Origin of the sequence: Corynebacterium callunae, from assembly GCF_046592015.1 — a bacterium.
GTDB classification, from domain to species: Bacteria; Actinomycetota; Actinomycetes; order Mycobacteriales; family Mycobacteriaceae; genus Corynebacterium; species Corynebacterium callunae_A.
Map to the genome: position 1 here is coordinate 303,528 of NZ_JAWVOB010000001.1, position 13,872 is coordinate 317,399.

The 13,872-nt window shown below is 52.4% G+C and carries 12 protein-coding genes and 1 riboswitch; of the genes, 10 read left to right on the forward strand and 2 right to left on the reverse strand.

Annotated features, from left to right (window positions below):
- Positions 1–71 precede the first annotated feature (71 nt).
- Genes SFC07_RS01415 through SFC07_RS01425 form a run of 3 tightly spaced genes read left to right on the forward strand, consistent with a single transcriptional unit; the run spans position 72 to position 3,795 of the window.
- Positions 72–962 carry a c-type cytochrome gene (locus tag SFC07_RS01415; RefSeq protein ID WP_411206438.1) on the forward strand — a complete coding sequence of 297 codons (891 nt, stop codon included), beginning with the start codon at positions 72–74 and terminating at the stop codon, positions 960–962.
- Entirely contained in the window at positions 959–2,185 is a 1,227-nt protein-coding gene (locus SFC07_RS01420; RefSeq protein ID WP_411206439.1) for a ubiquinol-cytochrome c reductase iron-sulfur subunit, read from the forward strand. The genes SFC07_RS01415 and SFC07_RS01420 overlap by 4 nt, the downstream gene beginning before the upstream one ends.
- Positions 2,182–3,795: a cytochrome b gene (locus SFC07_RS01425; protein ID WP_411206440.1), complete on the forward strand. Its 1,614-nt coding sequence runs from the start codon at positions 2,182–2,184 to the stop codon at positions 3,793–3,795. Before SFC07_RS01420 ends, SFC07_RS01425 begins: the two co-directional genes overlap by 4 nt.
- 132 nt (positions 3,796–3,927) lie before the next feature.
- Here SFC07_RS01425 and SFC07_RS01430 read toward each other — a convergent pair whose 3' ends face one another.
- Positions 3,928–4,194, reverse strand: a complete 267-nt coding sequence (locus tag SFC07_RS01430; protein ID WP_411206441.1) for a hypothetical protein — start codon at positions 4,192–4,194, stop codon at positions 3,928–3,930.
- Between the two features lie 331 nt (positions 4,195–4,525).
- A riboswitch (cyclic di-AMP (ydaO/yuaA leader) is annotated at positions 4,526–4,695 on the forward strand.
- An 11-nt stretch (positions 4,696–4,706) separates the two neighbouring features.
- Between SFC07_RS01430 and SFC07_RS01435 the strand changes: the two genes are divergently transcribed.
- From SFC07_RS01435 to SFC07_RS01465, 7 genes are all read left to right on the forward strand, one after another.
- Complete coding sequence (locus SFC07_RS01435; RefSeq protein ID WP_411206442.1) at positions 4,707–5,342, forward strand: C40 family peptidase; 636 nt, start codon at positions 4,707–4,709, stop codon at positions 5,340–5,342.
- A gap of 211 nt (positions 5,343–5,553) precedes the next feature.
- Positions 5,554–6,573: an NlpC/P60 family protein gene (locus SFC07_RS01440; RefSeq protein ID WP_411206443.1), complete on the forward strand. Its 1,020-nt coding sequence runs from the start codon at positions 5,554–5,556 to the stop codon at positions 6,571–6,573.
- Positions 6,574–6,599: 26 nt separating this feature from the next.
- The gene (locus tag SFC07_RS01445; protein ID WP_411206444.1) at positions 6,600–7,745 is read left to right on the forward strand and encodes a glycosyltransferase family 4 protein; all 1,146 of its coding nucleotides are present in this window, start codon (positions 6,600–6,602) and stop codon (positions 7,743–7,745) included.
- 79 nt (positions 7,746–7,824) lie between these two features.
- On the forward strand, positions 7,825–8,787 hold the full coding sequence (locus SFC07_RS01450; protein WP_411206445.1) for an ROK family glucokinase: 963 nt from the start codon (positions 7,825–7,827) through the stop codon (positions 8,785–8,787).
- A 140-nt stretch (positions 8,788–8,927) separates the two neighbouring features.
- On the forward strand, positions 8,928–9,662 hold the full coding sequence (locus SFC07_RS01455; RefSeq protein WP_411206446.1) for a lysophospholipid acyltransferase family protein: 735 nt from the start codon (positions 8,928–8,930) through the stop codon (positions 9,660–9,662).
- A gap of 355 nt (positions 9,663–10,017) precedes the next feature.
- Complete coding sequence (locus tag SFC07_RS01460; RefSeq protein WP_411206447.1) at positions 10,018–11,196, forward strand: acyltransferase family protein; 1,179 nt, start codon at positions 10,018–10,020, stop codon at positions 11,194–11,196.
- A 35-nt stretch (positions 11,197–11,231) separates the two neighbouring features.
- Positions 11,232–11,390 carry a hypothetical protein gene (locus tag SFC07_RS01465; RefSeq protein ID WP_411206448.1) on the forward strand — a complete coding sequence of 53 codons (159 nt, stop codon included), beginning with the start codon at positions 11,232–11,234 and terminating at the stop codon, positions 11,388–11,390.
- A 26-nt stretch (positions 11,391–11,416) separates the two neighbouring features.
- Here SFC07_RS01465 and SFC07_RS01470 read toward each other — a convergent pair whose 3' ends face one another.
- Positions 11,417–13,804 (reverse strand): glycosyltransferase 87 family protein, encoded by a 2,388-nt coding sequence (locus SFC07_RS01470; protein WP_411206449.1) that lies wholly within the window; start codon positions 13,802–13,804, stop codon positions 11,417–11,419.
- Positions 13,805–13,872: the final 68 nt, after the last annotated feature.

Here is a 13,872-nt window from a genome sequence, read left to right on the forward strand (position 1 = left end):
GACTGCTGCTTAGGTGAATTCCTGAGTGGTAGCCCAAAGCCCTTCACTTCCAAGTCGAGATTCAAAGGGAAATGATGGAAACCAACCCGCAGACCCCCGAGGCAGCCAACACGGCTAAGCCTCCGGCTAAAAAGGTCAAGAATCGCCGCAAAGTCCGGCGTACAGTGGCCGGTGCTTTGGCGCTGACCATCGGACTGAGCGGAGCAGGAATTCTCGCTACCGCGATCACTCCTGATGCCCAGATCGCAACCGCAGATGTCGATCAGCAAGCACTAATCTCTGAGGGTAAAGACCTCTATGACGTTGCTTGTATCACCTGCCACGGTGTCAACCTCCAAGGTGTTGAGGACCGCGGTCCTTCCCTCGTAGGTGTTGGCGAAGGCGCTGTATACTTCCAGGTTCACTCCGGTCGTATGCCAATGCTGCGCAATGAAGCTCAGGCTGAGCGCAAGGCACCTCGCTACACCGAGGCACAGACCCTCGCTATCGCTGCTTATGTTGCCGCTAACGGTGGCGGCCCTGAACTCGTTTACAACGAAGACGGCACCATCGCCATGGAAGAACTCCGTGGAGAGAACTATGACGGACAGATTGATCCTGCCGACGTCGCTCGCGGCGGTGACCTATTCCGTCTGAACTGTGCATCATGCCACAACTTCACCGGTCGCGGTGGCGCACTTTCCTCCGGCAAGTACGCACCTAACCTTGATGCTGCCAATGAGCAGGAAATCTACCAGGCAATGCTCACCGGTCCACAGAACATGCCTAAGTTCTCCGATCGTCAGCTCTCCGCTGATGAGAAGAAGGACATCATCGCATTCATCAAGTCCAGCAAGGAAACCCCATCCCCAGGTGGCTACTCACTTGGCGGATTGGGCCCAGTTGCTGAGGGACTCTTCATGTGGGTATTCGGCATTTTGGTCCTCGTGGCCGCCGCTATGTGGATTGGATCACGTTCATGAGCAACAACACCAACAAGCAGTACACAAAGCAAGAACTCAACGCAATGAGCAATGAGGATCTGGCACGTCTAGGCACTGAGCTTGACGATGTCACCATTGCTTACCGCAAAGAGCGTTTCCCAATTGCTAATGATCCAGCAGAGAAGCGAGCATCTCGCCTCGTTAACTTCTGGCTGATCCTGGGAATTATCGGTGGCTTGGGCTTCCTGGCTACCTACATCTTCTGGCCATGGCACTACAAGGGTCACGGTGATGAAGGTCTACTTATGTACACCTTGTACACCCCAATGCTCGGCATCACCGCCGGCTTGTGCATCCTTGGCCTTGGCTTCGCCGTAACCCTTTACGTAAAGAAGTTCATTCCAGAGGAAATCGCAGTACAGCGTCGCCACGACGGTCCTTCTGAGGAAGTTGATCGCCGTACCATCGTCGCACTGCTTAATGATTCTTGGCAGACTTCCACCCTTGGTCGTCGCAAGCTTCTCATGGGTCTTGCTGGTGGTGGCGCAGTCCTCGCAGGTCTGACCATCATCGCTCCACTTGGCGGTATGATCAAGAACCCTTGGAAGCCTAAGGAAGGCCCAATGGATGTTCAGGGTGACGGCACCCTGTGGACCTCCGGTTGGACCCTCACCGAAAAGAACGTCAAGGTTTACCTTGGTCGCGACACTGCAGCTATTGCGGAGTCCCACACTGATGCAACCGGCGAGCACTGGTCCACCACCGGTGTTTCCCGCCTGGTCCGTATGCGTCCTGAGGACCTCGCTGCTGCTTCCATGGAAACTGTTTTCCCATTGCCAGCAGAGATGGTTAACGACGGTGCAGAATACGATCCTGCAAAGGATGTCTACGAGCACCAGATGCACTCGGTTCACGGACCACGCAACGCAGTTATGTTGATCCGTCTGCGTACCGAAGATGCTGAAAAGGTTGTTGAGCGCGAAGGTCAGGAGACCTTCCACTACGGCGATTACTACGCATATTCAAAGATTTGCACGCACATCGGCTGCCCAACCTCTCTTTATGAGGCTCAGACCAACCGCATCCTGTGTCCGTGCCACCAGTCGCAGTTCGACGCTTTGCACTACGGCAAGCCAGTCTTCGGACCTGCTGCCCGCGCATTGCCACAGCTGCCGATCACTGTTGACGAAGAGGGTTACCTCGTAGCCGCAGGTAACTTCATTGAGCCTGTTGGCCCGGCATTCTGGGAGCGTAAGTCATGAGTCTAGCTACCGTGGGAAACAATCTTGATTCCCGTTACACCATGGCTGCGGGTATCCGTCGCCAGATCAACAAGGTCTTTCCGACCCACTGGTCCTTCATGCTCGGCGAAATTGCTCTTTACAGCTTTATCGTCCTGCTGCTCACCGGTGTTTACCTGACCCTGTTCTTCGATCCTTCTATTACTAAGGTCATCTATGACGGTGCATACCTCCCACTTAACGGTGTGGAAATGTCTCGTGCATATGAGACTGCTCTGAACCTCTCCTTCGAGGTCCGTGGTGGACTCTTCATCCGCCAGATGCACCACTGGGCAGCATTGCTCTTCGTGGTTTCCATGCTGGTTCACATGCTCCGTATTTTCTTCACCGGCGCTTTCCGTCGCCCACGTGAAGCTAACTGGATCATTGGTGTTGTCCTCTTGCTCCTCGGTATGGCAGAAGGCTTCATGGGTTACTCCCTTCCTGATGACCTGCTTTCCGGTGTTGGTCTGCGCATTATGTCCGCGATCATCGTTGGTCTGCCAATCATCGGTACCTGGATGCACTGGATGATCTTCGGTGGCGACTTCCCATCCGAAATCATGCTTGACCGCTTCTACATTGCACACGTGCTGATCATTCCAGGAATCATCCTCGGCTTGATCGCTGCTCACCTGGCACTGGTTTGGTACCAGAAGCACACCCAGTTCCCAGGTGCTGGCCGTGCAGAGAACAACGTTGTCGGCGTCCGCATCATGCCACTGTTCGCAGTGAAGGCAATCGCTTTCGGCCTTATCGTCTTCGGTTTCTTGGCTCTGCTTGCTGGCGTCACCACCATCAACGCTATTTGGACCTTGGGACCATACAACCCATCACAGGTTTCCGCTGGCTCTCAGCCTGACGTTTACATGCTGTGGACTGACGGTGCGGCCCGTGTTATGCCTGCGTGGGAGCTTTACCTCGGTAACTACACCATCCCTGCAGTGTTCTGGGTTGCTTTGATGCTGATGATCTTGGTCGGTCTCTTGATTGCTTACCCATTCTTGGAGCGTAAGTTCACCGGCGACGATGCTCACCACAACTTGCTGCAGCGCCCTCGCGACGTTCCAGTTCGTACTTCCCTTGGTGTTATGGCTCTAGTCTTCTACGGCCTGCTCACCATCTCTGGTGGTAACGACGTCTACGCAATGCAGTTCCACGTTTCTCTGAATGCTATGACCTGGATTGGCCGTATCGGCTTGATCTTGGCTCCTGCAATTGCTTACTTCATCACCTACCGAATCTGCATTGGCTTGCAGCGCTCTGACCGCGAGGTCCTCGAGCACGGTATTGAGACTGGCGTTATCAAGCAGATGCCAAATGGTGCCTTCATTGAAGTTCACCAGCCTCTGGGACCTGTGGATGATCACGGCCACCCAATCCCACTGCCTTACGCTGGCGCAGCTGTTCCAAAGCAGATGAACCAGCTTGGCTTCGCTGAGGTTGAGACCCGCGGCGGATTCTTCAGCTCTGATCCTGAGGATATCCGCGAGAAGGCTGCTCACATTCAGCACGCTAACCACGCTGAGGAAGCCGCAGCACTGCGCGCCCTCAACGAGGCAAATATTGAGCGCGACAAGGGTAATCACTAAGCCTCCCGCTCTTTAAGAAAATGGACTCTCTTCGGAGGGTCCATTTTTTATGCCCATTTCTTTAACAGGTTCCTATTGATAGGGCAGATTATGGAGTCTAGACAGGCCCCTTTATCACCGTCTCGCCACTTGCTAGATAGACTCCGCTTCGCGTTCATTCTGTTCCTTATATATAGGTATAAAAATCTCCTGCACACGTCTTAGTAAACGCAGAGTTTTCATATGCACATAAGGCGCTTGTTTATCGTCTGAAACCCTTATGTCGGAGATGCCATTTGGCACCGGCAAAGGTGCCCCAAAAAGCCCTCTAATGCCCTTTAAATCGGTTGGAAAATACCCAGTTTTTCGTGCTTTATAAAGCTCGCTTGGCCTTTTTAAATCAAATGTGGGAAAGGTCACATCGTTGATGATAGGTATTGAAGGGTGTCGAGTTTAGGGTATGCCAAGAATTTTCATTAAACCGTCGATTGTTGCGAACCTCCTGTTAAGGGCTAAATCGGAGGCACAATCAGTGGCCTAATCTGGTTGGGGGAGTTGAGTAAAGCAAATTAGTCTCGGTCAAATCAAACAACGATAACGGTTCTGTAACGCTGTGGAATTTGGTGGAGAACTAGACAAGGGTTGATGCGGTTTCGTAACCTTATTGAGACCTTGCAGGAGGGATTGGGAATATCTAATCCGCCAGCATCAGAGAAACAATAGAACATGCTTAGTCGCCAGGCGGTATTTCAAAGGCTCATAGCCGGAAGAGATAGCAACAAAGCGAGCCGGGGAACCACACGCGTTCCTGGGGTGAGTTCTTCACAAGGGCCAACGGCTTAAAGCCAGAGGAAAGAGTGAAGATAGGGGCCTTCCGCTCCGAACCCGACAGCTAACTCGGTAGGCAAACAGGAAGATTTGGAGTTTCAACAGTGGGCAAGCACCGTCAAGTACATTCGAACGCAACTCGTAACGTTGTAGCAGCATCAGCAGTTGCGCTCGGCGCTACCGCCGCAATTGCGCAGCCAGCGCAAGCAGCGCAGGTAGTAGTCCCTAACACTGGATACAGTGTTGAGGTTGCGGGCATTGAGAACACCCCAGGTATTAACAATGTTCCTGGCATTGATCAGTGGATTCCTTCCCTGGCAAACCAGGCCGCACCTGTTGCTTACGCAGCAGTTGTAGATGCACCAGCAGTTGAAGCTCAAGTAGCTCCTGCACAGAGCACCGGACAGGCGATTGTCGACGCTGCTCGTACCAAGATTGGTTCCCCATACGGTTGGGGTGCAGCTGGCCCTAACGCTTTCGACTGCTCTGGCCTTACCTCTTGGGCATATAGCCAGGTAGGCAAGTCCATTCCTCGTACTTCCCAGGCTCAGGCAGCACAGGGCACCCCAGTTGCTTACTCTGACCTCCAGGCTGGCGACATTGTTGCTTTCTACTCCGGCGCTACCCACGTAGGAATCTACTCCGGCCACGGCACCGTGATCCACGCTCTGAACGAAAGCACTCCTTTGTCCGAGAGCCCAATTGATTACATGCCTTTCTACTCTGCAGTGCGTTTCTAAGACTTACCTGAACACGCATCGCCATTGAACCTCTAGCTGATTTGATCAGCTAGAGGTTCTTTGCTTTATTTAAGGTGTTTTGGTCTATTCAGAAATAAGTAACTACGTTAAGATTTTCACAGTGAAAGTCCTGGTGTTTAAGCCTCAATCCAAGTGCGGGCAGCTGGGGAATCTTCAATCACTTGGATTACATCTGTCTTCGGGAGTTTCTGTGTTTACACGTCGTTGGGTCGGGCTGGTGACCTCTGGTGTGCTTCTATGCTCACTCCTGCAAAGCCCCCATGCAGCCTTTGCTACAGAGGTTGATCAACTCATCGCAGAGATGGATACCATTTCCCAAACCGTCTCGGCGCAAAATGAGGAAGTCAAACAACTTGAGCAGGATGTTATTGCGCGCGAAGCCCACGTGGCAGAAATTCAAAACGAGGTTAATCAGCTCAAAGCAGCGGCCGATTTAGCTGCTCAAAATGTCGAAGCTAACCACGGCGATATTGATAAGATCGCACAGGCGAAATATCGCGGAACCGTGCTTGATCCAATTTCTATCGCAGTATCAGCGGAAAACCCTCAAAATGCCATTGATCGCATGAGTTATTTGCGCACTCTCTCCAAAACCACAAGCGAAGCTGTGGAGTCCTTGCAGGATGCCTCTGCGGAATCTGCAGAAGCTTTAGGGAAGGCCAATCGTGCAAAAGCCGAAGCCGAGTTCCAATTAGGTGACCTCAAAGCGCGCCTTGACAAGCTAAACAAAGAAAAACAAGAGCTTGATGTAAAGCAAGCTGAGATCAAAGATCGCGTTAATCAGCTGTCTCAGCAGGAACGAGAGCTGTGGATCGCCAAAAACGGCCCGGTGGATATCAACATCAATGACTTCTTGGGCAGTGGCACCGCGGCTTCCGCTGCTGTTGATGCAGCTCTTTCAAAGCTCGGCTCTCCCTACGGCTGGGGCGCAGCCGGACCCAATGAATTTGATTGCTCTGGTTTGATTTTTTGGGCATATCAGCAAATGGGTAAAACCCTGCCACGTACCTCCCAAGCTCAGATGGCTGGCGGTACCCCTGTAAGCAAGGATGAGCTGCAGCCAGGTGATGTCATCGGTTATTATCCAGGTGCAACACATGTGGGTATGTACATCGGGGATGGCAAGATCGTGCATGCCTCGGATTATGGAATCCCTGTCCAGGTGGTATCTGTTGATTCAGCACCATTTTATGGAGCACGCCGCTACTAGTTTCTCATTTTCAAAGGAGGGCTTTCGTGCCTAAAACTCTCAGAACACTAGTGGTGACCAATGATTTTCCGCCACGGGTCGGCGGAATCCAAAGCTATTTGAGAGATTTTATCGGCACCCAAGACCCTGCCACGATCACAGTATTTGCCTCCACCCAAAATACCGAGGAAGCCCGGGCCTACGATGCCACCTTGGATTATGAGGTTATTCGCTGGCCGCGCTCGGTGATGTTGCCATCGCCAACCACAGCGCAGGCCATGGTGGAGATTATCAAAGCCAGAGACATTGACAATGTGTGGTTCGGGGCAGCAGCACCTTTGGCCCTAATGGCTGGAGCTGCACGCCAAGCAGGTGCCAGCAAGATTATTGCCTCCACCCATGGCCATGAGGTGGGCTGGTCCATGTTGCCGGTGTCAAAAGATTTGCTCCGCAAAATCGGCAATGAGGTTGATGTAATCACCTATATCTCGGATTACACCCTCAACCGATTCCAAAAGGCCTTTGGTGAGCAGCCGGAATATCGCCACCTCCCCTCAGGCGTGGATATCCATACTTTCCAGCCATCCACCGACACGCAGATCCTCAACACCAGGAAGGCCCACGGCTTGGAGGGAGAAACCCCGGTTATTGTGTGCATCTCTCGATTGGTACCGCGCAAGGGGCAGGATTCTCTTATTAAAGCGTTGCCTAAAGTGCTCAAAAGCTTTCCCACCACGCAGCTGCTTTTTGTTGGAAGCGGCCCCTATGAGGCTAAACTTCGCAAACTCGCAGCCGGGCTAAACAAGAATGTGCAATTTTTGGGCCGCTTGGAACATCAAGAAATGGTGCAAATCCTCGCTGCAGCAGATATTTTTGCGATGCCCGCACGCACGCGCGGCAAAGGCCTCGACGTTGAGGGTTTGGGCATTGTGTACTTGGAAGCGCAGGCAAGTGGGGTGCCAGTTGTCGCTGGTACCTCCGGCGGAGCCCCTGAGACCTTAACTGCCGGCACCGGCGTTGTGGTTGAGGGTAGGGACGTCGAGAAGCTCTCTGAGGTGCTGGTGGATCTGCTGGGTAAGCCGCAGCTCCGGGCCGAGATGGGGGCGGCTGGGCGCCAGCATGTGGAGGAAAAGTGGGCGTGGGAAATAATGGGGCAGCGCCTGCATGAAATTTTGCAAGGGGAGCCACGATGATGGTTCGCGGGCAAGTGCTAGATATACTTTGAAAGATTATTTTCAAAAACCTTTGTCAAGAACGCGAGGCCTTAAGTAAATGCCACAGAATCCGACCAGCTATGCGGTGGGCTTCGACATTGGCGGGACAAATATGCGCGCGGGAGTTGTTGATGAAACCGGGCGAATTATTAAGAGCCTGTCAGCACCTTCGCCCCAAACCACCGACGCCATCGAGCAGGGGATTGCCCATCTGACTGCCAAGTTGCAGGCAGAATTCCCCATTAGCGCTGTTGGAATGGCCGTGGCCGGATTTCTTGACCCCAAAGGTGAGCGGGTGCGTTTTGCCCCGCATTTGCCTTGGCGCGATGAGCCAGTGCGCTCCCGCCTGGAGGATCTTTTGCAGCTCCCGGTGCGCCTTGAACACGATGCCAACTCTGCTGCCTGGGGTGAATACCGATATGGAAGCGCCCAAGGTGAAGACAATTGGGTGCTGCTGGCGTTGGGAACTGGAATTGGTGCAGCGCTGATTGCTGATGGAAAGATCTACCGCGGTGCCTTCGGTACGGCGCCGGAATTTGGCCACCTGCGCGCAGTTCCCAATGGTCGCCCCTGCCCCTGTGGTAAAAAGGGCTGCTTGGAGCGCTATTGCTCAGGTACCGCCATGGTTGATACCGCCCGCGAGCTTGCTGCTAACGGACACTTTGAGGGCAGCGAGCTGCTCAAGCACCTCGATTCGATGGAGATCGATGACCTCAGCGGCAAGATGATCACTGAGGCCGCCCGCCAGCAGGATCCTTTGGGCCTGGCGGTCATGGAGGATTTTAGTATCTGGCTGGGCGAAACCTTGTCCATTGTGGCTGATGTCCTTGATCCTGGTCTCATCGTCATTGGTGGTGGTGTCTCCCAGGACGCTGACCTTTACCTTCACGCTGCCGTGGAGCATTTTTCCACCCGCATCGTGGGTGCAGGTTATCGTCCGCAGGCGCGGGTTAGCACCGCGCTGCTCGGCGCCGACGCCGGTATGATTGGCGCCGCCGATATTGCGCGCCAAGCGCTTTAAAAGAGTGCTTTTCGACGCACCCTGCCATGCTTTGAAGGGGATTTAAGGCAAAGTACAGGCAGGGTGAAGTAGTCTTGTAAAGGAAACTCCAGAGGTGCCACCTCTGGCTCGTTAATGCGGAGAAAGGGATTCTTGAAACCATGAACAACAATTGGTATCGGGTATTCAAATATGTCCTGGTTGGCCCATTCTTGCGTGTTTATAATCGGCCGGAAATTGAAGGCGGGGAAAACATCCCAAGCCAAGGCCCTGCCATCTTGGCCTCCAACCACCAGGCTGTTATGGACTCCTTCTATTTCCCTTTGTTGTGCCCACGGCAGATTACCTTCCCCGCTAAGGCGGAATACTTCACCGGCACGGGGCTTAAAGGCCGTTTCCAAAAGTGGTTTTTTACCGCTGTTGGCCAAGAGCCCTTGGATCGCACCGCCGATAATGCCATGGATTCTTTGATGAATACCGCAAAGAAGGTCTTGGGTAGGGGAGACCTCTTTGGAATTTATCCAGAAGGCTCCCGTTCACCTGATGGACGCATTTATAAGGGTAAAACCGGCATGGCCTATGTGGCTATGGAAACCGGTGTGGAGATCATCCCCATTGCGATGATCGGCAGCCGCAATGCCAACCCCATTGGCACCACCATTCCGCGCCCAGCCAAGGTGCGAGTGAAGGTGGGAACCCCCATTGATCCCCGCGCATTTATTGCAGAAAAAGGCCTGGAACTGGGCAGTTATGAAGCGGCACGCCAATTGACTGATCACGTGATGTTTATTCTGGCTGATCTCACCGGTGGGTCCTATGTGGATGCCTATGCCGCCGATGTAAAGAAGTCCCTCGCAGCAGGTGAGGGTTTCCCACCGGGCACTGAGCCTCAGTAAATCCATTTCAGAAGATGACCTTTGCAGTTTTGGGTGTGACCTCATCGTCCTCTTTGAGGAGCGTGAGATGACACTCAGATTCTTGCAAAGGTTTTTCTTTTTAATTGGACGGCAGGTATTCTAGGAGAACCATAAGTTAAGACTTAGGAAACTTCCGGAAAATGCTGGAAAAACTAACGGGTTTCAGTTTTAACAGTCTGCTTAGAGATTCAATATTTGGCCGTCTGAATTCCACTTGAGAGTTCGCTGCTGAATGCTAGGAGCTTTTGCCAACGTGGAAACTGGAAGCCTTAAACCAGCACGTCTGTCAGGGGACTTAAAAAACAGCACCCTTAAAAAATCAGCGAATCAACGGATGGACTGGCCAGACATAGCCAAAGGTCTCTCGATTTTGGGCGTGGTGTTACTCCATGTCACCATGGCCATTCCCGAGGCTGAAAATACCTTCGTTGCGCAGCTAAACCTGCTGCTGGATCCGCTGAGAATGCCACTTTTCTTCTTGGTTAGTGGATTTTTTGCGGTCAAGGTTCTAAACCAAAGCTTTAGTCAGCTTTTCCGCGGGCGCCTATGGTTTTACGCAGTTCCTTATCTTTGCTGGGTTCCAGTCAATCTTTATGCCTTCAACCTGGAAGCAAACCTGGCCGTAGGTCGGCCCTTCTCTGAAATAGATTGGTACCTTGAGAGTATTCTCAGCGGCGAGAATATGTACTGGTTCCTCTTTATGCTGGTGCTTTTTAATATCGCCTTATGGGCCACCAAAAAACTCCCCGCCTGGACAATTGCGGCCGTGGTACTGGCTCCGTGGCTATTTATGCCAGTTTTTAGTGAACTTGAGTTGGTGCGCAAAAGTCTTATTTATATGCCTGCGTTTTTTATTGGAGCCTATTTCCGCCCATTAATCAGTAAGTTCGCAGCCTCGGCAACGCAGGCCACCATAGTGGTTTTTGCTTTTGCACTTTATGTTGCGGGCCTGGCTGTGGGAGCTTTCGCGGACTCTATAAGAAACCGCGAATCTTATGGATTGACTATGCAGCTGCTAATTCGGTTTAAAGACGCTTTTGCTACCTCACTTGGAGGCCAACTCACCCCAGCGGATCTAGACCACATCCCAGCTGTGCTCATCCGCTTATTTTCCTTGCCGATTGGCATCGTGCTTTGCGTGTGGCTGGCTAAAATCGGCCCGGTGAAGGTGGTGCTTAAGTTTCTCGGACGCCATACGCTACCTATTTATATTGGGCATGCACTGGGGCTCACGCTCATTTTCCGCTTGGGGTTGCGCCCGCAACTTGTGCACATCGACAACACCTCACCCAATATGTGGCAGTGGAGTGGAACTTGGATGCTCATCGCTTTTGTATGTGCGCTACTGGGAAGTTACATAGTCTACCTTATTTCCCGGATTCCGATTGTGGGCTGGACTGTTGTTCCGCCGCGTTTGCCGGCATCAAAGTTGATGGAAGAAACCAAACTAAAGATTGCGCAGCGGCGTGAAAATGCACAGCCGGTGCCTTCCAAACGTGAGCTCTCCAAGTAACATCTGGAAAAGAAAACTGGAAAGAAGGATATCTGGTGGAAAATTCATTGCTTTATAAGCTGCTCGCCGTCACCTTGTTAATTGTGGTGTATGTACTCGCCGCAGCCTTTGATATGGCACGAGAGACGGTAGCGCCCTTAGTGGTCATAGCTATCGCCGTGGTGTTATTTTTTCCCACCCGGAAAAAGAAATAACACCATCATCTTTTCGTCGAAAAGCGCTAGGCAGCGCTTTTTTCTTTAGGCGACAACTCTGCGCTGATAAAAACACCGAGCACAATCGAGGCGGGGGCAAGCGCCAGCGGCTCGACCAAAAGGTACCAACCAAAATGCGCGACATATCCGGTGGGGGCTGGATTATTTAGCGGAAATACAGCGCCATAGGACAAATGCTGTGGTAGCCAGGCAAAGAAATACACCAAGAGCAGTAGATATAGCTGGACAAAACGACGCTCAGACAATAGCACCGCAAGCAATGGAAGCAGTAACACCCAGTGGTGTAGTTCGACTGTGGGCAGCGCAAGAGCCGGTAAAGCAATCGTCAAAGCTTGAGATAGCGCCAGCTCACCACGGCTAAAGGTGCGATAAATTGCAAAGGCACCCAGAACCAAGCCGAGAATGAACCAAGAGATCATCAGTACTTGGGAATTGCTAATCCAGCGTGCCACAAAGGCAAAAATGGAGATATTATCGCGACCATCGCGGCCACTAAACCACTGATAATACAAATTCAGGTTGAAGGACTTCGGGTTGGCCAGAATACCTAGCAGCCACAACACCAACGCAGTGCCCGCAGCGAAGAGGGCAGGCTGGAAACGGCGCTGAATCAGATAACCCACCAAAATCAGAATCGGCCAGCCACTTAAGCCAGCTGCGATACCCGTGAGCAAGCCACGGCGCCAAAGCGTTTTAGGCGCAAAGAAATCGGTGCAAATAAGCGCCAAAGAAACCAAGGTTAGCGAGCCAAATTGCAGTGCGTCTTGAACGGGGAAAGAAATCAACGCAAATACCACTGCACCAAGGAAGATCAGCAAGTGGGGTGTGAAAGTGGAAAAACGCTGCACCAAAAGCCATAGCGTCCACAGCAATGCCATACTATTGATGAGGCCGACCACCGCCAGCGCCACCCCTGGATTCGCGAAATAAAGCGGACTGGCCAGTACATCACCCAATTGTGTGAGGCCGCGTCCTTCCAGCGTCTGCAATGGGTATTGGATCAGGGTTTCATTAGACATATTGCCCTTAAACCAAATATTGGCAGCCAGGGACAGCACAATCAGGCCCAAGGCCACTGCCAAAATTTGCGCAGGCTGCTTGGTGCTGGCTGGCGCATTGCCAAAAATTCCGGGCTTAAAGATCGCCACAATGGTGATTATGAGCGCAACCACCACATAGGAATTGCCTGCAGGTTGTAGCAACAAGGGCCAGCTGGGTGCAGCTTCAGGATCATAAGGCATATTCCAAAACGCTGGAATAAACATCGGCACGGTGCTCATCAGTGAAAGCAACGCAGCCGTGGCAGCGGTCGCCGGCGCACTGTGGCGCTGATTCCACGCACTAGCTGCCAGTGCTAGCGCCAAAGGAATCAGCCACACCCAGTGGTGTGACCAAGACACAGGCGAACACAGCAGCGCAATCAGGGAGTTCAACAGCAGTGCACCCAGTGGATTTCCAGCGCGCACCGCGCGCCACATTGCCACCGCAACACCAACTAGGCAGGCAAGCACGGCCACGTACCAAAGCTTCTCGACGAGACCCTGATTCTCATGGAGCATTCGGCTTAAGGTGCCACGCATCGATTGGTTGGTGATATACGACAGGTTGCCAATTCGCGTGGGATCGCTGAGGGTTTCAGTCCAATAAATCTTGGAACTAGACGGTGCCAGCAGGAAAGCCAAGGCAGAAAAACCTACACCTGAGGCAACAGAAACTGCAGCCCCCTTCCAATCCTTCTTCACCAGGAAATAGAGCCCAAAAACTGCCGGGGTGAGTTTGATTGAAGCAGCCAGTCCAATCCAAAAACCGCGCGGGAACCAAGGCTTCTTGGTGAATGTATCCATAAGGACCAAGGTCATGAGGAAAATATTGACTTGCCCAAATTGCACAGTCTGAAATACCGGCTCAGTAGACAAGGCGATAGGCAAAATAAGGAATGCCAAAAGGCGGGAATCAGGAGTGTCCATGCTGGTGAAAGTCCGGCGCAGCACAATAGCAATACACCACCACAACGCCACCGTGGACAAAAGTGTGAGCAAGATGCCAGCGATATTGCTGGGAATGATGCCCAAGGGGACAAATACTGCAGCGGCAATCGGTGGATAGGTGAAAGGTAATTGAATACCACCCACCTGATAATCCTGGGTATAGAGGTTTTCTCCATGCAGGAACGCTAGCGCGCCAGCACGGTAGACATCACTATCTATGTGATAGAAAAAGGTGAATTGCTCAATGGCGCGGACATTAAAAATGGAGGGCCACAGCGTGAGGGTGGTAGCCAGTGCTGCCATCACCACGAGCGCTTTACGAATAGTGGGGTGAGAGAAATAGCCTCTCAGTGTGAAATTCTTAGCAATTCCCGCTATTCCAGCTGGGGACTTATCTCCGGACATAAATAGCAGTCTAACTGTTCGTGGGAACTATTCAGGAGTTAGAGGTGGACTTTAAGCTCGGCCACATG

Coding starts and splice junctions, on each gene's coding strand:
- SFC07_RS01420 (WP_411206439.1), top strand. CDS start 959: ATGAGCAACAACACCAACAAGCAGTACACAAAGCAAGAACTCAACGCA.
- SFC07_RS01415 (WP_411206438.1), top strand. CDS start 72: ATGATGGAAACCAACCCGCAGACCCCCGAGGCAGCCAACACGGCTAAG.
- SFC07_RS01470 (WP_411206449.1), bottom strand. CDS start 13,804: ATGTCCGGAGATAAGTCCCCAGCTGGAATAGCGGGAATTGCTAAGAAT.
- SFC07_RS01450 (WP_411206445.1), top strand. CDS start 7,825: ATGCCACAGAATCCGACCAGCTATGCGGTGGGCTTCGACATTGGCGGG.
- SFC07_RS01425 (WP_411206440.1), top strand. CDS start 2,182: ATGAGTCTAGCTACCGTGGGAAACAATCTTGATTCCCGTTACACCATG.
- SFC07_RS01460 (WP_411206447.1), top strand. CDS start 10,018: ATGGACTGGCCAGACATAGCCAAAGGTCTCTCGATTTTGGGCGTGGTG.
- SFC07_RS01455 (WP_411206446.1), top strand. CDS start 8,928: ATGAACAACAATTGGTATCGGGTATTCAAATATGTCCTGGTTGGCCCA.